This window comes from Nocardia ninae NBRC 108245, from assembly GCF_007990755.1.
Classification (GTDB): Bacteria; Actinomycetota; Actinomycetes; order Mycobacteriales; family Mycobacteriaceae; genus Nocardia; species Nocardia ninae.
Map to the genome: position 1 here is coordinate 149118 of NZ_BJXA01000003.1, position 18988 is coordinate 168105.

Genomic DNA, 18988 nt, shown 5'->3' on the forward strand with positions numbered 1-18988 from the left:
CGGAACGATTGTCGACGGTTACTGCGAGGTGTGTGGCACCGCGCCCGCGACGGTCGAGGTGGTGTCCGGGAGTGCGCGTAGCAGCCGGAGCAGTTCGCGCTCGGTGCGCACCGGCCGCTCGTCGTCGAAGTCGAGTCGCCGTGGGCGGCTGGGCGCGGGCATGGTCGAGGTGCCTCGCGTGCCGCGCATCGACCCGACCACCGCGATCATGGCCGACCCGAAAGTGCCGGAGAACAAGCGGTTCTGCGGCAAATGCGAGAAGCCGGTCGGCCGGGGACGCGACGGGAAACCTGGCCGCACGGCGGGATTCTGTGCCCACTGCGGCACCCGATTCTCCTTCGACCCCAAGCTCGTCAAGGGTGATCTGGTCGCCGGGCAGTACGAGGTCGCGGGATGTCTGGCGCACGGCGGGCTCGGCTGGATCTATCTGGCGATCGACCGCAACGTCAGCGACCGCTGGGTGGTGCTGAAGGGCCTGCTCAACGCGGGCGACACGGACGCGCTGCTGGCCGCGATGGCGGAGAAGCGCTTCCTTGCCGAGGTGGAACATCCGAGCATCGTCAAGATCCACAACTTCGTCGAGCACGCCGGGTCGGACAAGGTGCCGGTCGGCTACATCGTGATGGAGTACGTCGGCGGCACCTCGCTCAAGCAGATCCTGCGCCGCCACCGCGACACCGCCGGGGGCTTCCTACCGCCGGCCCAGGCGATCGCCTACGTGCTGGAGATGCTGCCCGCGCTCGGCTATCTGCACTCGCTCGGCCTCGCCTACTGTGATTTCAAGCCGGACAACGTGATGCAGACCGACGAGCAGCTCAAGCTCATCGACCTCGGCGCCGTGATCGCCATGGACGATCAGGACAGCCCCATCTACGGCACGATCGGCTACCAGGCGCCCGAAATCGCCGAGACCGGGCCGACCGTCGCCACCGAGGTCTATACGGTCGGGCGCACGCTGGCCGTGCTGCTGCTGAACGTGCCGCAGCAGGGCGGTCATTTCGGCGCGCTGCCCGGCCCGGACACCGAACCGCTGCTGGCTACCTACGATTCGTTGCACCGATTCCTGCTGCGCGCCACCGATGACGACCCCGACGCGCGGTTCGCCTCGATGGAAGAGGTGACCGATCAGCTGACGGGGGTGCTGCGCGAGGTCCTGTCCCTCGATGACGGGGTGCCGCGTCCCGGCATGTCGACCTACTTCGGACCGCCGCGTGGCGTCTTCGGTGTCAACGCTCCGGTCGGTGCGGCGAATATTGTTGCGGCACTGCCTGTTCCGCTGGTCGACCCGACCGACAGTGCGGCCGCGCTGCTCGCCACCACGACCGGCGCCACCCTGGCGGAGCTGGAGCACGCGTTCGAGGCCGGACTGCGCTCGGTCGTCACCGGCAGTGCCGCGTCGACCGAGATTCCGTTGCGGCTCATCCGAGCCGCGCTGGAGGTGGGCGACACCGCCGAGGCCGACCGGCGGCTGGCGGAGGCGGCCGCGACGCTGCCCGGGGACTGGCGACTTGCCTGGTATCGCGGCGAAAGTCAATTGCTCGCCGGTGATTTCGCGGCGGCGACGGCCGAGTTCGACGCGGTGTACGCGGCGCTGCCCGGTGAAGCCGCGCCGAAACTAGCACTGGCGGCGGTCGCGGAGCTGGCCGGTCAGCAGGCCCCCGATGCCAATGGTTTCGATGCCGCGCAGGAAAAGCGCAGGGCGGCCCGGTGTTACGACACCGTGTGGCGCACCGATCGCACCTACCTCAGCGCGGTATTCGGTCTGGCCAGGTTGCGCGCGGCGGCCGGTGATCGCGATGGCGCGGTCACCGTGCTGGATCAGGTCGACGCGGGTTCGGCGCTGTTCACCGAGGCCAGAATCGCTGCGGTGGAGACGATCCTGAACGGAAGGTCGTCTGCCGAGCTGACCGAGCCGATCCTGCGCGACGCGGGCGATCGGGTGGCCCGGTTGCGGCTGGACTCCAAACGCCGTGCCGCGCAAGTGCGTTTGCGCGTGCTGAACGCCGCACTGGACTGGTTGCGCGCCGGCCGCGTGCCGGATCGACCCGATCCGTTGCTCGGCGCCGAGCTGGATCAAGGCGGTGTGCGCACCGGATTGGAGCGTTGTTATCGGGACTTGGCTCGGGAAACCGACGACATGTGGGAGCGATTCGCGTTGGTAGAGCAGGCGAACACCGTGCGGCCGAGGACCAAGCTGTGAGCGCCGAGGTGGGAGTGCGCTGCCCGGGGTGCACCGCCGAGGTGCAGCGGCAGGATCGCTTCTGCGAGAACTGCGGACAGGAGCTGGGCGGCACGCGTGTCGCGCTGCCGAACCACGAGCCCGGTGCGCCGACCGCGTGCACGGGCTGCGGCGGCGTGGACTACGACGCCGACGGTTACTGCGCGGGCTGCGGCCAATTGTGCGGCATGCCGGACCGCTTCGACGCGGACCTCGGCGCCGTCGCGGTGGTCACCGATCGCGGCATCGCCCACGCGCGCAACGAGGATGCCGTCGCGGCGGCCGTACTGAACGGCACCGATGGCATGCCGAACGCGGTGGTGATCACGGTCGCCGACGGGGTGTCGACCTCCGAGGATCCCCAGGTCGCCTCGGGCGCGGCGGCCAGGGCAGGTGTCGATGCCGGTCGCACGGCGCTGCTGGACGGACTGTCCGCGACCGACGCGGCGATGGCGGGACTCGCGGCGGCCGCCCAGGCGGTACGCGATATCGCGACGACCGACAGGCACGCACCGTCGTGCACGTATGTGTCGGCCATCGTGCGGACCGATGCCACGGGCACCGAGATCACGGTCGCGAATGTCGGTGACAGCCGGGCCTATTGGCTGCACGCCGACGCACCCGAAGGCCCGGACAATCCGCCGTCGCAGCGGTTGACCGTGGACGACTCGTGGGCCCAGGCGCTGGTCGACGCGGGTGCGCTGGACGAGCGGGCCGCGATGAACGATCCGCGGGCGCACACCCTGATCCGCTGGCTCGGCGCGGACAGCCCGCCGAAACCGTGGGCCGACAACTGCATCCAGACCTTGCGCACCACCGGACCGGGTGTGCTGCTGCTGTGCAGCGACGGCCTCTGGAACTACCTCTCCGACGCGACCGCGCTGGCGGAGGTGGCCACCGCGACCGCCCCGGCCGTCGCCGCGCGCGAACTGGTCGAGTTCGCGCTGCGCTGCGGCGGCAGCGACAACATCACCGTCGCGATCGTCCCCGTTCCGTGGTCCGTGAAGCCAGGAGAAGTACAGTGAGTTCCGTTGCAGGCAATGGCATTTCGGTAGCCGTCGATCAGAACGAGTACCTGGCCGACGGTGTCGGCACGGTCGACGCCGTGGTGACCGTGGAGACCGCGGCCGAGCTGGTGGTGGCCGCCGCGCCGCAGGAACGGCTGGAGGTTCTCATCCTCGACTGCTCCGGCTCGATGGCCACCGGCCGCAAATTCCCCGGTGCCCGCCAGGCCGCCCTCGCCGCGCTCGATGTGATGGCCGACGGCACCAGGTTCGCGATCGTCGAGGGCACCGCGATGGCGCGGCTGATCTACCCCACCGAAGTGCCGTCCATACCCGCGAATCGGGAGTCCAGGGCGGCGGCGCGGCGCGCGCTGGACAAGCTCGAGCCCGGCGGCGGCACCGCGATGGGCACCTGGCTCGGGCTGACCCGGCAGCTGGCCAAAAAGCATCCCGGGGCCATGGTGCACGCCATCCTGCTCACCGACGGCAAGAACGAGCACGAGGAACCGGCGGCGCTCGCCGCGGAGATCAAGCAGTCCGAAGGCGTGTTCACCTGCGACTGCCGCGGCGTCGGAACCGATTGGCGGGTAGACGAATTGCGCGCCATCGCCGCCGCGCTGCACGGCACCGTAGACATCGTCGCCGATCCGGCCAAGCTCGCCGAGGACTTCGCCGCGATGATGCAAGGCTCAATGGCAAAAGCGATTCCTGAACTGACACTGCGGATCTGGACCCCGGTCGGCGCGAAGGTGCGGTTCGTCAAGCAGGTCGCCCCGGCCATCCAGGACCTCACCGCGCGGCGGGTGGACACCGCGGCGCAGGTGGGGGAATACCCGCTCGGCGCGTGGGGCGCAGAAGATCGCGACTACCACGTGCAGGTCGAGGTGGCGCCCGCCGCGCCCGGCCGGGAAAAGCTCGCCGCACGGGTCAGCGTGGTCAACGGCGACGAGGTGCTCGGGCAGGGCCTGGTGAAGGCGGTGTGGACCACCGACACCGAGCTGTCGACCCGAATCAGCAGGCGGGTCGCGCATTACACCGGACAGGCCGAGTTGGCGCAGGTGGTGCAGGAGGGGTTGGCCGCGCGCAAGAGCGGCGACGCCGATACCGCCACGGCCAAACTGCGGCGCGCGGTCCAGCTCGCGGCGGAGTCGGGCAACGAGAGCACGGCGAAGCTGTTGCGCGGTGTGGTCGAGGTCGACGAGCGCAGCGGGACCGTACGATTGCGGGCCAGCGTCGAGGCCGCCGACGAGATGGCGCTGGACGCGCGCTCGACGAAGACGGCCAGGGTACGGAAGGAGGGGTAGTGATTGCCAGCTGTCCCGACGGCCACCAGTCGGTCGCGCCGGACTACTGCGACGTGTGTGGCGCGCCGATGGGAGCGGCCGCGCCGACTGCCGCAGTGGAGCCGATCGCGTTGTGCCCGTCATGCGGGGCGCCGAGCGCCGGGCGGTTCTGTGAAGTGTGCGGGCATGATTCGGCCCTGCCCGCTCCGGTAGTCCAGCCGGAGTCGGCGTTGCCGCGCGATCCAGAGTTCCGGCGTGAGTCGGCGGTTGGGCCGGAGTCGGTAGGTCGGCCAGAGGCGGCGCTCCAGCCGGCTTCGGCCGTCCAGCCTGAGCTGGCGGCCCAGCCCGAGTCGGCAGTTCGGCCCGATCCGATGTTCCGGCCGGAGTCGGGAGTGCAGCCGGAGTCGGCGGCCGCACAGGAGTCGGCGGCTCAGGCCGAATCGGTCGCGCCGGATACCGGGAGGGTTGTGCCGGAAGGTGCACCTGCCGGCTCGACCGTCACCTGGGTGGCGACCATTTCGGCGGACCGTGAGTTCTACGATCGGGTGATCGCGCGCAAGGGCCCGGATGCCGACCAGGTCGGTTTTCCGCCGTTCTATCCGGAACGCCGAATCATTCTGCGCGGCAATGACATCTCGGTCGGTAAGCGCAGCGTCTCGCAGGGGCTCACTCCCGATATCGACCTCGGTATCGCACCCGCCGATGTGGGTGTCTCCCGGACGCACGCGGTCATCCACATCGACGGTGACGCGCTCACCGTCACCGATCTCGGTTCTACCAACGGCACCAGCGTGAACGGCAGTGACGACCTCATTCCCGCGAAGGTGCCGGTGGCGTTGCGCAGTGGCGACCGTATTCATCTGGGCGGCTGGACCACCATCGTGTTCACTCGTGAGCAGGTCTGAACCCCCTTGACCGGCAGCCTCTTTGCGTCTGGGACAGCATGGGCGGATTTGTAGACAACGTTGTTCATTTGCGCCTATCGTCGTGAGTTATGACGAAGTTCGGCGGCAAGAGCTGCCTGATCACCGGGGCGGCAAGCGGTCTGGGCCGCAGCACCGCCCTCGCCGTCGCGGCCAAGGGTGCCTCGCTGATCCTGACCGACATCGATGCCGAAGGACTGCAACAAACCGCGACGCTGGCGCGTGCGGAGGGTGCGACGGTGCACCTCGCGGCCACCGCCGATGTCAGCGTGCACGACGAGGTAGTTGCCCTCGCGGCCAGGGTGCACGACGAGGTGGCCGACGTCGACATCGTCATGAACGTGGCGGGGATCGCGACCTGGGGGACCGTGGACCGGCTGACCCACACGCAGTGGCGACGGACCATCGATATCGATCTCATGGGCCCGATCCACATCATCGAGGAGTTCCTACCGCCGATGATCGCGGCGGGCCGCGGCGGCCACCTGGTGAACGTGTCCTCGGCCGCCGGCTTGTTCGGGCTGCCATGGCACGCGCCGTACAGTGCGGGCAAATTCGGGTTGCGCGGCGTCTCGGAGGTGCTGCGGTTCGATCTGCGTCAGCACGGCATCGGGGTGAGCCTGGTTTGTCCCGGGGCGATGGCGACACCGATGGCCGACCGCGTGGATATCGCGGGCGTGGACCGGACCGGCGAGGCGGTGCAGCGGGCGATGGGCCTGTTCCTGCGGCACGCGGTGACGCCCGAGGCCGCGGCGCGCTCGATCGTGCGCGGGGTCGAGCGCAACACCTACCTGGTCTACACCTCGAACGACATTCGCCTCGGGCACTGGGCGCAGCGGTATTTCCCGCCCTCCTACAACCTCGCGATGCGCGGGCTGAACTGGGCGATGGGTCGTTATATCGATCAACCGGCCACGAAGACCATCGTGCGCTGACGCCGAGAGGACCCCAGCATGGCCGAGCCGTTGTCCACCACCGCGGCGTCGGTGCCGCCGAATCATCGATTCGATATCGGGCCCGTCCGGTATCCGAAGTTGTTCGGCGCCACCACCGTTCCCATTCCGATGTCGGACGGGGCCATCCTGACGGCCGATATCCTGCGTCCCGGCGACGGCGCCGGGCCCGCCAGAGGGCCGCTGCCCGCCATCATCAACTTCACCCCCTACAACAAGATGCTCAACCGGCACGGCATGCGCTGGAACGACACGTTGCGCGCTGTCGGCCGGCGGGTGGGTTCCTCGGATCGCCGGCGGTTCACTGCCCGCGACGTACTGCACACGCCCGCGGGCGGCATCCTGGAACCGTTCGTGATCAACCGAACGGCGGTCCGCCGCGGCTATGTCGGGCTGATGATCGATGTGCGTGGCACCGGCACCTCGACGGGAAGCTGGGATTTCTTCCAGCCGCGGGAACAGCAGGACTATCTGGAAGCGATCGCGTGGGTGCGCGAACAGCCCTGGTGCAACGGCGAATTCGCGGTGACCGGTATTTCGTATGGCGCCATCGCCGCATTGATCACCGCGGGTCTGCGACCGGAGGGCCTGCGCGCCGTGTTCGCCATCGAGGCGGGGGAGGATCCGATGCGCGAGCTCGGCCTGACCGGTGGCGTGCCGACGCCGGGGATGCTGCTGTGGATCCTCGCCGTCACCGGCTCGAAATGGCTACCGTCGGTGCCGGGTCTGCTGCGGGCCGGGATGACTGGTCAGGTTCTGCGTGACCGGATCGCCGACCCGGCCGGTTGGGTGCGGCACGCGATCGAAATCGGGCTCACCGAGCGACATCCCGACAGCTTCCTCAATCCGATGTGGGCGGGCAAGCTGGCGCGCTTCGAGGACATCACGGCACCGACCTGGATCCACGGCGGTTGGCACGACGTCTACAACCGCTCGAACTTTCGGATGTTCGATCGAATCCCGTTGTCCGGCGGGGCAAAACAGGTCGTGGTCGACGACTCCTACCATCTCACCGTCGGTTCGGGGCTGGGTGCGCCCGACAGTCCGCAGGCGATCGACGAGCTGCAATGCGCCTGGTTCGACCGGTGGGTCAAGGACATCGACAACGGCATCGACCGCTACGGCCCGGTCACGGTGCGCAGGCAGGGCGACGGTCGTTGGTTGCGGCACCCGGTGTTCCCGGATCCCGCGGCCACGCGGCAACGGCTCTATTTGAACGCCGAGATCACCGGTGCGGCAGCGCATGCCGGTACCGACGCGGGCCTGTCCTCGGCGCCCACCGAGCTCGGATCCCGACTACCGTTGCCCATCGGGCGAATTCGGATGGCGTCCAACAACACCGGTGTCATGAGCATGGGCGTGACACTGTTGTTCGGACGCAGGTTCGGCACCGACGACCGGCACGCCGAGGCGGGCGCCGTCACGTTCACCAGTGCGCCGTTCACCGCGGACACCGTCTTGTCCGGCCCGATGAACCTGCATCTGAGCGTGGAAGCGGAAGGGGCGGACGCCTTTTGGTCGATAACCGTGTGCGACGTCGAGCCGGATGGCGCGTCGGTACCGCTGACCCGTGGCGCGTTGCTGTCCAGTCTGCGAGCGATCGATGCCGCAGGCAGTGAGTACGTCGACGGCGAGCTGTTGTTCCCGCTGCATACCCTCACCGCCGAGTCTGTGCTGCCGTTGACGCCCGGCGTGCCGTTCGTCGTCGATATCGAGATCAACCCGACCGAAGCGCTGGTGCGGGCGGGCCATCGACTACGGGTCGCGGTGAGCCGCAGCAGCTTTCTTCGGCACCTGATCCCGCCGTGGCTACGGCGCACGATCACCGGCCAAGCCATCGTGCTCGACCCCGAGCAGCCGAGCTACCTCATCTTCCGCGCGGCACCTGCCGACTGACACACAGACGATCGGTCTCCCCGCAACAACTTTCGCCTGTGGCATTCGGCACGGTTCGCCGGGATTGTCCCGTTGGCGTACTTCGCTACTATGTACTACAAACCGTAGTAGCGGAGGGGAAGTCATGGGCAAGTTGCAGGGCAAAGTGGCCCTGGTCACCGGTTCCAGCCGTGGTATCGGACGCGGCATCGCCTGCCGGCTCGCGCGGGACGGCGCGCTGGTCGCGGTGCACTACTCGACCAACGAGGGGGCGGGCAAGGAGACCGTCCGGCTGATCGAGGCGGCGGGCGGCCACGCTTTTCTGGTGCGCGCCGAACTCGGCGCGCCGGAGGCGATCTCGGAGTTGTTCGCGCAGCTGGAACCGGAACTGCTCACCCGGACCGGCACCGTGCGGCTGGACATCCTGGTGAACAACGCGGCGCACGCCGGCTTCACCGGCACGATGCCCGAGGACGTCACGCCGGAGATGTTCGATCGGCACATCGCGGTCAACACCAAGGCGCCGTTCTATCTCACCTTGCGCGCACTGAGCTCGATGACCTCCGGTGGCCGGATCATCAACATCTCCTCCGGTATGACCAGGACCTCGCTGCCGTCGCAGATCTGCTACGCGATGAGCAAAGGCGCCATGGAGCAGATCACCTTGCAACTGGCCCTGCACATCGCGCCCCGCGGCATCACCATCAACACGGTCGCCCCGGGCGTCACCAACAATGGTGATCCGGTCTTCGACGACCCGGACACCGTCGCCGAAATGTCCGCCTGGTCGGCCTTCAACCGGGTCGGCGAGGTATCCGACATCGCCGACGTGGTGGCCTTCGTCGCCTCCGAGGACGCCCGTTGGATCACCGGCTCCTACATCGACGCCTCCGGCGGCACCCTGCTCTGACCGCCCTACCGCAGAGTGGCGTGTTCGGGCCAGCCGTACAGGCCGAAGTGTTCGTTGTTGCGGAACATGTCCAGCCCGGCGCGGGTGCTGAGAATAGTGTCGTCCGGGATGTCGTCGATGTCGAACCAGCGCAGCTCCGAACAGCGCTCGGGTTCGCGGTTCCAGGGTTCGCCGGACCAGGTATCGGCCTGAAAGATGAACACGATCAGGGCTTGACCGGGCGGGGACTGGATGTGCATCGAGGCGACCATCCGGACGTGCTCGCGCTCCACCTGCACCCCGATCTCCTCCTCGGCCTCCCGAATGACCGCAGTGAGCACATCCTCCCCGGCATCCAGTCGCCCGCCGGGAGCGTTCCATTCCCCGTCGCCGAACTCGGTGTTCCGCCGCCGCGCGAGCAGCACCCGTTCACCCTTGGTCAGCAACAACTGCACTCCGATGACACTGCGGAAGATCGTCAACTGGCCTCCTGGTCGAGTTCGGGCAAGCGTACTATCCGCCATCTCACCCGATACTCACTTGCATCCAGTGCAATTATGATCAGCATGACACCTTCGGTCTTCCTCATTACTGGCATTCAGGCGGCGGGGAAGTCGACTGTGGCGCAGGCGTTAGCCGAGCGACTGCCGCGGTCGGCGCATGTACGAGGTGACACTTTTCGAAGGTTCATCGTCGGCGGCCGGGACGAAATGAGCAGGGAGCCCTCGCAGGAGGCGCTGCGGCAGCTCTGTCTGCGGCATCGGCTCGCGGCGAATGCCGCCGACGCCTACGCGGAGGCCGGCTTCACCGCGGTGTTGCAGGACACCGTGCTCGGAGAGTTGTTGCAGTACACCATCGATCAGATCGAGACGCGTCCGTTGTATGTGGTGGTGCTCGCGCCGCGGCCGTATGCCGTCGCCGCCCGTGAAGCCGCGCGGGGCAAGCAAGCGTATGGCACGTTCAGCGTGGCCGACCTGGACGCGGCCTTGCGGCAGACCACCCCGCGCATCGGATTGTGGCTGGACACTTCCGATCTCACCGTCGAGCAGACCGTCGACCAGATTTTGACCCGCGCGGAACCGCTGCCGCAGTAACCCGCGCGGGCCTCCCCGCCGTTCAGTGGTGCTGTGCCACTGGGCGATCGGTCAACGGGATTCAGCTGGTGGATCTGCCGCAGCGCCCTGAGCCGACCGTGTCAGCGTGACCACGTCTCCCACGCTAACCGTCGCAGGGCGGATCGGGCCGCGTAGTGTGCCCGATAGGCAAGAATTTGCTATGTCCGGTCAGGTTTCACGATGGCCGTGGCGGGCTCAGCGGGGTGAGCGGCTTGGTGGCGGGTCCTTCCAGCAGGGTGCCGTCGGGGGCGAAGCGGGAACCGTGCAGCGGGCAGTCCCAGGAGCGCTCGGCGTCGTTCCAGCGGACGATCCCGTAGAGGTGCGGGCAGACGGCGGACAGCTCGGTGGTGGTGCCGTCGACCGTGCAGGTGGCGGTGGGGCGCAGGCCGTGTCGTTCGACGGTGCCGCAACCCTCCGCCGGAACCTGATCGGACGAGTGGGTGGTCACGCGCAGCCAGCCGGTCGTGAGTTGTTGCGCGACAGCACCGTTCGCGAGGGCGGCGGACGGCAACGCCTTGAGTTCGTTCGGCCGCCAGCTGGCGAGCGCATCCGCCCAGTGCGTTGACTTGCCGGTGATCCGACCAGCCAGCGCCAAGGCGGCGGCGACGCCGTTGGTGAGGCCCCATTTCGCGTATCCGGTGCCCAGGAGGATGTTCTCCCGGCCCGGCAGCAGCGGTCCGACATAGGGCAGTTCGCCGACCGGCGAGTAATCCTGGGCCGACCACTCCTGCATGGGTTGCGCGGTGGGGAACCAGGTCCGCGTCCAGCTGAGCAGATCGTCGACCTTCGCGCGCTCGGACTTCGTGCGTCCGACGGGATGACCGTTGCCGCCGACCAGCAGCACGTCCCCGTCCGGCGTCGGTGCGTACCGCATCGAGCGGGTGGGTTGCCCCGCGCTGATGTACATGTCGCGCGGGATCGGCTCGGTCAGCCGGAACGCGGCCAGGTAGGAACGCTGCGCGGTGAGCCTGGCGAAGAACCCGCCGCGATCGAGTATCGGTGTGCCCGTTGCCAAGACGACGGTGCGTGCGCCCAGGTCACCGTGTTCGGTCTCCACGGTGAGCTCGCCGTTGTCGCCACTGTGCACGCCGCGCACCGTGGTCGACTCGTAGATCGGCGCCGCATGCGACTCGACCTGGGCCGCGAGCGCGGCGAGGACGGCCATGGGGTCGGCCTGGGCCTGGTCGGCCAGCCGCACCGCACCGTGGTTCGGGAAGGGGACGTCGAGCTCGTCGACGAGCTCGGTGGGTAAGCCCGCCGCCCGGGTCGCGTCGAATTCCGCACGCACCTTGCCGATTTCGTCTTCGGACTGCGCATAGGTGAGTGCCGCCTGATGTTGTACGGCGACGCCGTGCTCGGCACAGAACCGCAACAACCATTGCTGCCCTTCACGATTCGCCGTCACATAGTCACGCAGCGTGCTTGCGGAATGGCGCTTCCGGATCTGCTGTGCCCTGGTGCCCTGCAACAGGCTGATCTTGCCGGTGGTGGCGCCGGTGGTGCCCGCGCCGACCCGCTTGGCCTCGACGACCGCCACTTGGACACCACTCTCGGCGAGCAGCAGCGCGGTCACCAGTCCGGTGAGACCGCCGCCGATCACGACGGTGTCGAAGCGTGATCCCGGCGTCAATCGCAACCGCGCTGGTACTTCGGCGTCGTTCAACCATAGTGGCGTCATAGTTCCGGCATAACCGGTCCGCGACCGGGCAAACCCGAGCTCGATGTCTGAAAACTGGCTAGATAACCGCGCGGCGGTCGGTTTCTTTCTTTACGATCATCCCATGAATGTGCGTGCGCGGGAGTTCGGGCTGCAATTCCCTGGAGCCACTGGGGAATTGAACGCTATCACCGACGTGCCCGGCGTCGAGGTCGGTTACAGCACCCTTATCCGCGGCGAGGACGTGCGCACCGGCGTCACGGCGATCCTGCCGCGCGGCCGCGAGCGGGTATTCACGCCGTGCGCCGCGGGCTGGTATTCGCTCAACGGCAACGGCGAGATGACCGGCACCGTCTGGCTCACCGAGACGGGTTCGCTGGCGCTGCCCATTCTGATCACCAACACCCACGCTGTCGGCACCTGTCACCGGGGGATCATCGACTGGCTGGTCGAGGCGTTTCCGGAGCTACCCGACGACTGGTCGCTGCCGGTGGTCGCCGAAACCTGGGACGGCTACCTCAATGACATCAACGGCGCGCACGTCACGTCGGCCGACGCGATGGCGGCCATCGAGACCGCCTCGGGCGGGCCGATCGCCGAGGGCAGCGTCGGCGGCGGCACCGGCATGAACTGTTACGGCTTCAAGGGCGGCAGCGGCACCGCGTCGCGCCGCGTCGGGTACGGCAAGGACACCTACACCGTCGGCGCCTTCGTCCAAGCGAATTTCGGTGCCCGTAAGGAACTTACGATCCGCGGCGTGCCACTCGGGGAGGTGCTGGCCGAGGACGATCCGCTGGGGGAGTGGGCGGCCCCGGCGAGTTCCGGCTCCGTCATCGTCGTCGTCGCGACCGACGCGCCGCTGCTGCCGGGCCAGCTGACCGCGATGTCGCGCCGGGTGCCGCTCGGCCTCGCGCGCACCGGCACCACCGGCTCGCACTTCTCCGGCGACATCTTCCTGACCTTCTCCACCGCCAACGAGGGCGCGCTCACCAGCGTCTTCCCCAACGGCGAAAGCCCTTACGAACAGCTGACATTCATTCCGTGGGGTCAGCTCAACCCCTTCTACGACGCGATCGTCCAGGTGGTCGAGGAGGCCGTGGTGAACGTGCTGTTCGCCGGCGAGACGATGGTCGGCCGGGACGGCCATCGTTCGCCGGCGCTGCCGGTGGACACGGTGCTGAAGTTGCTCACCACGACATAGCGGTGTCCTGCATCAACTCGGCCTCGGTGGCCTCGTGCACCGCGAGCCAGCGGACGAACTCCTCGAAGGACTCCCTGCGCTCCGGGCCCGCCGTGGACTGCATCTCCTCTAGTAGCTCGCGCATCCGATTGTGTTGCAGAACAAGCAGTTCCACAACGTTTCTATGATGACGCGATGTCATGTCCTCGCCTCGTTCGTGCCTGCGGGCTTACTTCGGGACCAGAATGCCGGTCAGGTCGGCCTTCTTGATCGGGGTATCCGGATTCGCCTGAGCCGTGCACATCAACTTGATCGCCGCGATGGACGCGTCGACGGTCTGGTCCTGGGTGGACGGCGCCTCACCGCCGCGTTCCTGCTCGAGGAACTTGGTGACGGTGATCCGCTGCTTGTCCGGATCCTGCGCGGTGAACTCGTTGCACGGCGTATCGCCGCCCTTGTTGACGAGTTTCTCCGGCTCGTCACCGCAGCCACCCACGAAGAAGGCCGTGGCCAGCGCGAACACGCAGAGCGAGGTGGTGGTTCTGCTCATCATCAGCCTCCGAATCCGGCGAGCGCGCCCGCGAGATCAGACGTATCGAGTACCTCGAGCGCCTGCTGGCGCACGTCGGGGCAGTGCTGGGTGGTGATCTTGTCGATGACGCCACGGTCCTTGAGGACGGTGTCGTTGAGGCCGCCGTTGCGGGCCGCCCAGTTGTGCACGGTGCCGTTGAAGGCCACCCGGCCCAGCGCCGCGCCTTCGGTGCGCCACTTGTCGATATCGGGTCGCATCATGTCGCAGAGCTGTTTTGCCGCCGCGTCGGACACTTGATCGTCGGGATCGGGCACCTGCGCCGTCGTCGACGGCATGGTCAGCATGACCGTGTTGTCGGGGGTGGCGGGGGCCGCCGGATCCTTGTTGTCGTCCGAACATGCGGCAAGCAGTGGGGCCGCGGCGAGCGCACCGGAGAGCAGCAGTGCGCGCAGCATCGGCCGGTGGCGATGTCGGGTCATGTTTTCTCCTCAGACGAAGGTCGCCGCGGTCGGCGGCGTCACGATGCGCAATACCCGGGTGCGATATGACCAATCAATGGCCGGCCTGGTCGGTGAGGCCCATGCCCGCACGATTCTTGAGGCGGCGGTGCTCGAGCACGATGACGAGCACGCCGGCCACCATGCACGCCACGGTGGCGATGGCGCCGATGATGGCCCAGCCCTCGAAGCCGTAGCCCGCGGCGGTCAGCGTCAGCCCGAGGCCGACCAGCCCGATCGCCACCAGGATGATGCCCGGCCAATTGCGCGCGTCCTCGATGGATTCACCGACGTGGGCGCGCGAGGTACGGGTGTAATCCGGGAAATTGTCGTCGGGACGTCCGTGGTGCTCGGCACCGCCGTGACCCGTGGTCGTTTCGTCCGGTCCGGGAAGCATAGGGGGTCCTTTCTGGTCCAACCACCGTCAGAGGGGGCATTCGAACGCATACCCGGACGAGCGGGGCTCAATCGGCGGCGCGAAGCACCTGCTCGGTCGCGGAGACGATCGCGAAGTCCGGAATGGCGTCGAGGCCGTGCCTGCCGCACGGCGTGGACTGATCGCCGAGCACCACGGTGGGCACGCCGTAGGGCGCCCAGCGCCGCGCCGGGACAACCGGCGCAAAAAGGGAAACGACCGGCGTGGCCACGGCTGCGGCCAGCGGGGCGGCGCCGGTGTTCGGGGCGACCACCGCGTCGGCATCGCGCAGCACGGCGGCCAGACCTGCCAGATCCGTGGCACCGCCGAGATCACGCGCATGACCGTCGGCGACGGCATCGGTGAGCGCCCGCTCGGCCGCGCTGCCGGTCACCACCACGCGATGCCCCGCGTCGACCAGCGCCGCGGCCACCTGCCTGCTGCGCGTCGCCGACATCCGGCGGGAGGGTTCGGTGGCACCGGGATGTAGCACGACATAGCCTGGGCCACCGGTCAATTCGTCGACCTCGGGCAGATCGTCGCGGACCCGCAGCCGATGGCCGACGGGTGGATAGCCTGCGGCGACGGCCAGCGACAGGGCCCGAATCTGTTCCGGCATATCGTCTTTCACCCGATGCCGGACGTCGAGCAGCGACCCGGCCTCGTCGGTGGTGATCGCGCTGATCCGCGGCACGCCCGCCATCCGCAGGATCAGGGCGAGCGGTAGCGGCGACTGATGCTGGGAGGTACTGATGATCGCTTCGTCCGGCGCGAGCATGCGCAGGCATTCGATCAGAGCGCGCACGGACGCGTGGGTCAGCGGCGGGGGATCGGCGTCGAGCCATGGTGCCTCGAACTGGAGGACCCGATCGATGCCGGGCAGCAGCGCCGCGGCCGAGCTGCCGCGCGGGCCCGCGAGAAAGGTCACGGTGTCGGCGACCCGGGCAACCGCGCGCACGGCGGGGCCGGCGAGCAGGACATCACCGGCGCTGTCCAGCCGCGCCACCAGGACGTGGCCGGTCATCGCGTCCGCAACGTCGGGTGCGCGGCGGTGCGCTCGGCGAGCACCGCGTCCCAGCGGTCGAGGAACTGGTCGATACCGAAATTGGCCTGCGCCCAATGCCGTGCGGCCTTACCGGTCAGCTCGGCGAACACCGGCTCGTGCAGGAATTGCCTGATCGCCTCGGCCAGGATGTCCGGCTCGGTGGAGACAACGCCCGCGTCGGCGGGGATCGACGCGGAGGCCTCGGTCGTGCCGAGCGCGACGATCGGCATCCCGAGGTACATCGCCTCGATCACCGACAAGCCCAGCGAGGTCCAGCGCGGCGTATGCACGAACACCCGGCGGCGCGCCAGCTCGGAGTGTAACCGGTCCTGGGTGAAATCGCCTGCGCCGCACACTCGTTCGGCTGGTACCTGCAGTGCGTTGGGCAGGTCTTCGGTGCCGGTGCCGAACACGTCGATCGGCGCGGCCAGCGAGAGCGGGGCGAGCAGGTCGGTGCCGGTGATCCGCCAGCGCGAGATCGGGTCGTTAATAATCGTTGCGGCCCTGGGTAATTCACCTGTGTACAGCAGGCCGGGGTCGCGCACGCCGTGCGGGATGACGATGGTGGGACACCGGCCGTTGTCCCACATCAGCCGGTTGAAGGGGGTGACGTGGACCAGCGGTATATCGGTGCGGTCGGCCAGCGGATGCCGGGTGAGCGCCGCATGCTCGCGCGGAGTTTCGTGCTCGACGTAGACCGCGGGCAGGTCGGCGCCGGGTGATCTGCCCAGCCATTCCGAGACCAGGTCGAGTTCCCTGGGGCGTTGCAGAACAACGACATCGATGTTCTCGCCGGCGAGATCGGCCGGTGCGATCTCGCGGGCGCTGGGCCAGGGGCGACCGCACAGCCCGCGCGCCCATTCGCTTCCCGGCGCGCCGTCGCGGCCGTCATACGGCACCAGGTACCGATGCTTGCCCTGGACAAACGAGTTCAGCCAGGGGCCGTGCACATGCCAGACAAGAACGTTCAGCGGTTCGGCCGCCCCGTTCGTTTCAGTCGTCGGAGCTTCCATATGGCTCGGGTGCCCGCGTCCGGGTTTCCGAAACGCACGCTCTCCATCGACTGCCGACGAAGTTGACGGCAGGATTGCGTTTTCCAAGAGCCCTGCGGCTTTCGCTCGGTCTGGCGTGTTGCGTGGTACCTGACGGCCGGCTGGTTAACCCTCGGCAGACCGGGTACCCCCATACCTGCGGAAACAGCCCGTGGACAACTGGGACGGGGTGAGTAGGAGATGACCGGTGATGGACGCTACCGGAGAGTCGAGTAAGCGCGGGCCGTCCGTGCCGAGCAGTGACTCCGACTGGAATCGCACCGTCCGTGGCGAGACCGAAATCGAACGACTGGACCGCAATTGGAGCAATCTGATCCAGGAACTGCGGGTGGTGCAAACCGGTGTCCAGTTCCTGATCTCGGCCCTGTTGATCGTGCCGTTCCAGCCCGCGTTCGCGACGTTGTCGCATGGACTTCGAGTGCTCTACCTGATGACCTTGCTTGCCGCGATCGGGGCGACGGTGTTCCTGGTCGCGCCGGTTTCCTGGCACCGAATCCTGTTCCGGCGCCACCGGCTCGGCAACGTGGTCGCCGCGGCGCATCGCTGCGCCATGGCAGGCGTCGGGCTGCTCGGCGTCGCGCTGATCGGGGCGACGGTGCTGGTGGTCACCATGGTCACCGGGACGGCCGACGGGGTGGTCGCGGGCGTGGTCGTCGCGGCGCTGTTCCTGGTGGCGTGGTTGATCGCGCCTTTGTGCTGGCGCAGGACCAGCAGGCCCGACGACGAAGCGGGCTGACGGCATTCAGCGGGCCGAGACGACTTCTCCGGCGTGCGCGGGCGCTGCCCGGTGGTAGGCGGTCAGCGTTTCGAGGGCGACCTGATCCCAGGCATAGCGACTCGCGGCGCGCTGGTATCCGGCCGCACCCCAGGTGTCGCGCAGGGTCCTGTCTTCGAGCAGCTGGCGGACCGCCCTGGCCACGGTGAGCGGATCCGGCGGCGCGACGAGCCTGCCGGTCACCCCGTCCACGACGGTGTCGAGCTGACCGCCGACAGCGGTGGCCACCACCGGTTTCCGGCAGGCCATCGCCTCCAGCGCCACCATGCCGAACGGTTCGTACCACGGGGTGCTCAGCACCACATCGGCGGACCGATACCAGCGGGGCAGCTCGCTGCGGCGGAGCTGGCCGAGCATCCGAAGCCGGTCCTGCACACCGTATTCCATCGCCAGTCTGCGCAGTCGCCTGCCCTCGCTGTCGTCCTCGACGTCGTCACCGACCGGTCCGCCCGCGATCACCAGCTCGGTGTCCGGCAGCTCCTGGAGCGCCTTGATCGCGACGTCGAATCCCTTGCGCGGCACCAGCCGTCCGACCGACAGCACGCGGTGCATGCGGTGGCGTTGCCCGCGTTCGGCGACCGGGCCCTCCGGGGTGAAGGCGGACAGATCCACGCCGCTCGGCACGACCGAGATACGGAACCGCGGGATGCCCATCCTGGTCAGCTCCATCACCTCGTCGGAGCAGGTCGCCACGATATGGGCTGCGCGCCCGGCGATCAGGCGCTCGAAGCGGATGCGCGAGCGCGGGCTGGTGTCGGCCAGACCCTGATGGCGGCGCCGCACGGTACCGAGTGCGTGGAAGGTGACCACCACCGGAATCCCGTGCGCGCGTGCAGCCAATTCCGCGGCGAGGCCGGACATCCAGAAGTGGGCGTGCACGATGTCGGGGGTGTCCAGACCCCACTGCCGCTGGAGGAAAGTGCCGAAATCGCCGAGGTGCGGCAGACTTTGGTCTCTGGGCAGCGGTTCGGCCGGGCCGGCGTTCACGTATACGACGCGGTAACCTGCGTCGGTGACCAACTCCGGCAACAGATTCGGATCATCGCGGCGGGTATAGACGGTGACCTCGTGTCCGCGCCGCGCGTAGGCCGCCGCCAATTCCGCGACGTGAATATGCTGGCCGGTCACCGCGGTTGCGCTGAGTGGGCTGGCATTCTCGGAAACCATGGCAATTTTCACGATGTGCTCCGTTCTCACCACGACGGGCACAAGGCGGCGCTGCGCGGTGCCCGCGACCAGGCATCGCGTGACATGTGTGGAATTCGGCTATGTCACAGATATGCCCGTCGGCGCGGGAACGAAACCCCTGACCCCGCTGAGTGATACGCGACTGAGTCAGATCATCGACACGATGATGCCGAGTGCCGCCGCGGTGAACAGGACCACCAGCACGATCGTCACGATGATGGCGACGACGCCGGTGCCGGGGAAATGATGGCTGGTCGACGGCTCGGGCGCGGACAGGCCGGAGGTCTGCGCGGTCTCCGGCGGAGTGGAGCCCGGCGGTACGCCGCCGCCGCGCTCCAGATCGGGGGTGCTTGCCGGGTCGGGGTCCATAGCGGCCATCACGCGCCT

21 protein-coding genes are annotated in these 18988 nt (G+C 68.2%); 10 read left to right on the plus strand and 11 right to left on the minus strand.

The genetic code is table 11. From position 1 onward, the window contains the following. Positions 1–18 precede the first annotated feature (18 nt). Positions 19–189 (minus strand): hypothetical protein, encoded by a 171-nt coding sequence (locus NN4_RS47165; RefSeq protein ID WP_503826338.1) that lies wholly within the window; start codon positions 187–189, stop codon positions 19–21. On the opposite strand from NN4_RS47165, the gene NN4_RS04380 reads away from it, so the two are divergent. From NN4_RS04380 to NN4_RS04415, 7 genes are all read left to right on the plus strand, one after another. Next, positions 161–2200 carry a serine/threonine-protein kinase gene (locus tag NN4_RS04380; RefSeq protein WP_503826337.1) on the plus strand — a complete coding sequence of 680 codons (2040 nt, stop codon included), beginning with the start codon at positions 161–163 and terminating at the stop codon, positions 2198–2200. The genes NN4_RS47165 and NN4_RS04380 overlap by 29 nt on opposite strands. After that, the gene (locus tag NN4_RS04385) at positions 2197–3243 is read left to right on the plus strand and encodes a PP2C family protein-serine/threonine phosphatase (RefSeq protein ID WP_246180698.1); all 1047 of its coding nucleotides are present in this window, start codon (positions 2197–2199) and stop codon (positions 3241–3243) included. Before NN4_RS04380 ends, NN4_RS04385 begins: the two co-directional genes overlap by 4 nt. Continuing rightward, a complete protein-coding gene (locus tag NN4_RS04390; protein ID WP_147128660.1) occupies positions 3240–4526 on the plus strand; it encodes a vWA domain-containing protein in 1287 nt (428 codons plus the stop codon). Before NN4_RS04385 ends, NN4_RS04390 begins: the two co-directional genes overlap by 4 nt. Next, positions 4526–5410 carry a double zinc ribbon and FHA domain-containing protein gene (locus NN4_RS45975; protein ID WP_246180699.1) on the plus strand — a complete coding sequence of 295 codons (885 nt, stop codon included), beginning with the start codon at positions 4526–4528 and terminating at the stop codon, positions 5408–5410. The genes NN4_RS04390 and NN4_RS45975 overlap by 1 nt, the downstream gene beginning before the upstream one ends. 89 nt (positions 5411–5499) lie before the next feature. Further along, the gene (locus tag NN4_RS04405; RefSeq protein WP_147128661.1) at positions 5500–6363 is read left to right on the plus strand and encodes an SDR family oxidoreductase; all 864 of its coding nucleotides are present in this window, start codon (positions 5500–5502) and stop codon (positions 6361–6363) included. Positions 6364–6381: 18 nt separating this feature from the next. After that, positions 6382–8277, plus strand: coding sequence for a CocE/NonD family hydrolase (locus NN4_RS04410; RefSeq protein WP_147128662.1), 1896 nt, complete (start codon positions 6382–6384; stop codon positions 8275–8277). 124 nt (positions 8278–8401) lie between these two features. Next, a complete protein-coding gene (locus NN4_RS04415) occupies positions 8402–9166 on the plus strand; it encodes an SDR family oxidoreductase (protein ID WP_107657613.1) in 765 nt (254 codons plus the stop codon). A gap of 5 nt (positions 9167–9171) precedes the next feature. Here NN4_RS04415 and NN4_RS04420 read toward each other — a convergent pair whose 3' ends face one another. Continuing rightward, positions 9172–9627, minus strand: a complete 456-nt coding sequence (locus tag NN4_RS04420; RefSeq protein WP_147128663.1) for an NUDIX domain-containing protein — start codon at positions 9625–9627, stop codon at positions 9172–9174. A gap of 84 nt (positions 9628–9711) precedes the next feature. Here NN4_RS04420 and NN4_RS04425 point away from each other — a divergent pair, with 84 nt between their 5' ends. Then, positions 9712–10239: an AAA family ATPase gene (locus NN4_RS04425; RefSeq protein WP_240772253.1), complete on the plus strand. Its 528-nt coding sequence runs from the start codon at positions 9712–9714 to the stop codon at positions 10237–10239. Between the two features lie 196 nt (positions 10240–10435). Here the strand turns inward: NN4_RS04425 and NN4_RS04430 are convergent, their stop codons facing one another. Then, positions 10436–11938, minus strand: coding sequence for an FAD-dependent oxidoreductase (locus NN4_RS04430; protein WP_147128664.1), 1503 nt, complete (start codon positions 11936–11938; stop codon positions 10436–10438). 103 nt (positions 11939–12041) lie between these two features. Between NN4_RS04430 and NN4_RS04435 the strand changes: the two genes are divergently transcribed. Continuing rightward, positions 12042–13118: a DmpA family aminopeptidase gene (locus tag NN4_RS04435; RefSeq protein WP_147128665.1), complete on the plus strand. Its 1077-nt coding sequence runs from the start codon at positions 12042–12044 to the stop codon at positions 13116–13118. Here the strand turns inward: NN4_RS04435 and NN4_RS44765 are convergent. From NN4_RS44765 to NN4_RS04460, 6 genes are all read right to left on the minus strand, one after another. Further along, positions 13105–13272 carry a hypothetical protein gene (locus NN4_RS44765; RefSeq protein WP_186818258.1) on the minus strand — a complete coding sequence of 56 codons (168 nt, stop codon included), beginning with the start codon at positions 13270–13272 and terminating at the stop codon, positions 13105–13107. The genes NN4_RS04435 and NN4_RS44765 overlap by 14 nt on opposite strands. A 54-nt stretch (positions 13273–13326) precedes the next feature. Then, positions 13327–13647 carry a hypothetical protein gene (locus tag NN4_RS04440; protein WP_107657608.1) on the minus strand — a complete coding sequence of 107 codons (321 nt, stop codon included), beginning with the start codon at positions 13645–13647 and terminating at the stop codon, positions 13327–13329. 2 nt (positions 13648–13649) lie between these two features. After that, a complete protein-coding gene (locus NN4_RS04445) occupies positions 13650–14108 on the minus strand; it encodes a hypothetical protein (RefSeq protein ID WP_135231720.1) in 459 nt (152 codons plus the stop codon). 73 nt (positions 14109–14181) lie between these two features. Next, positions 14182–14523: a hypothetical protein gene (locus NN4_RS04450; RefSeq protein ID WP_186818259.1), complete on the minus strand. Its 342-nt coding sequence runs from the start codon at positions 14521–14523 to the stop codon at positions 14182–14184. 67 nt (positions 14524–14590) lie between these two features. Next, on the minus strand, positions 14591–15565 hold the full coding sequence (locus NN4_RS04455) for a glycosyltransferase family 9 protein (RefSeq protein ID WP_147128666.1): 975 nt from the start codon (positions 15563–15565) through the stop codon (positions 14591–14593). After that, positions 15562–16599: a glycosyltransferase gene (locus NN4_RS04460; protein ID WP_147128667.1), complete on the minus strand. Its 1038-nt coding sequence runs from the start codon at positions 16597–16599 to the stop codon at positions 15562–15564. Before NN4_RS04460 ends, NN4_RS04455 begins: the two co-directional genes overlap by 4 nt. A 229-nt stretch (positions 16600–16828) precedes the next feature. Between NN4_RS04460 and NN4_RS04465 the strand changes: the two genes are divergently transcribed. After that, complete coding sequence (locus tag NN4_RS04465; protein WP_147128668.1) at positions 16829–17374, plus strand: DUF6328 family protein; 546 nt, start codon at positions 16829–16831, stop codon at positions 17372–17374. Between the two features lie 6 nt (positions 17375–17380). Here NN4_RS04465 and NN4_RS04470 read toward each other — a convergent pair whose 3' ends face one another. Together NN4_RS04470 and NN4_RS04475 are read right to left on the minus strand one after the other, a co-directional pair. Then, on the minus strand, positions 17381–18592 hold the full coding sequence (locus tag NN4_RS04470) for a glycosyltransferase (protein ID WP_147128669.1): 1212 nt from the start codon (positions 18590–18592) through the stop codon (positions 17381–17383). A gap of 156 nt (positions 18593–18748) precedes the next feature. Further along, the gene (locus tag NN4_RS04475) at positions 18749–18979 is read right to left on the minus strand and encodes a DUF6480 family protein (RefSeq protein WP_147128670.1); all 231 of its coding nucleotides are present in this window, start codon (positions 18977–18979) and stop codon (positions 18749–18751) included. Positions 18980–18988 lie beyond the last annotated feature (9 nt).

Bases quoted from the DNA above. Each gene is read 5' to 3' on its own strand.
- NN4_RS04380 (WP_503826337.1), top strand. From the start codon at position 161: ATGGTCGAGGTGCCTCGCGTGCCGCGCATCGACCCGACCACCGCGATC.
- NN4_RS47165 (WP_503826338.1), bottom strand. From the start codon at position 189: ATGCGCGGCACGCGAGGCACCTCGACCATGCCCGCGCCCAGCCGCCCA.
- NN4_RS04405 (WP_147128661.1), top strand. From the start codon at position 5,500: ATGACGAAGTTCGGCGGCAAGAGCTGCCTGATCACCGGGGCGGCAAGC.
- NN4_RS04410 (WP_147128662.1), top strand. From the start codon at position 6,382: ATGGCCGAGCCGTTGTCCACCACCGCGGCGTCGGTGCCGCCGAATCAT.
- NN4_RS04415 (WP_107657613.1), top strand. From the start codon at position 8,402: ATGGGCAAGTTGCAGGGCAAAGTGGCCCTGGTCACCGGTTCCAGCCGT.
- NN4_RS04425 (WP_240772253.1), top strand. From the start codon at position 9,712: ATGACACCTTCGGTCTTCCTCATTACTGGCATTCAGGCGGCGGGGAAG.
- NN4_RS04430 (WP_147128664.1), bottom strand. From the start codon at position 11,938: ATGACGCCACTATGGTTGAACGACGCCGAAGTACCAGCGCGGTTGCGA.
- NN4_RS04435 (WP_147128665.1), top strand. From the start codon at position 12,042: ATGAATGTGCGTGCGCGGGAGTTCGGGCTGCAATTCCCTGGAGCCACT.
- NN4_RS04440 (WP_107657608.1), bottom strand. From the start codon at position 13,647: ATGAGCAGAACCACCACCTCGCTCTGCGTGTTCGCGCTGGCCACGGCC.
- NN4_RS04445 (WP_135231720.1), bottom strand. From the start codon at position 14,108: ATGACCCGACATCGCCACCGGCCGATGCTGCGCGCACTGCTGCTCTCC.
- NN4_RS04450 (WP_186818259.1), bottom strand. From the start codon at position 14,523: ATGCTTCCCGGACCGGACGAAACGACCACGGGTCACGGCGGTGCCGAG.
- NN4_RS04455 (WP_147128666.1), bottom strand. From the start codon at position 15,565: ATGACCGGCCACGTCCTGGTGGCGCGGCTGGACAGCGCCGGTGATGTC.
- NN4_RS04460 (WP_147128667.1), bottom strand. From the start codon at position 16,599: ATGGAAGCTCCGACGACTGAAACGAACGGGGCGGCCGAACCGCTGAAC.
- NN4_RS04465 (WP_147128668.1), top strand. From the start codon at position 16,829: ATGGACGCTACCGGAGAGTCGAGTAAGCGCGGGCCGTCCGTGCCGAGC.
- NN4_RS04475 (WP_147128670.1), bottom strand. From the start codon at position 18,979: ATGGCCGCTATGGACCCCGACCCGGCAAGCACCCCCGATCTGGAGCGC.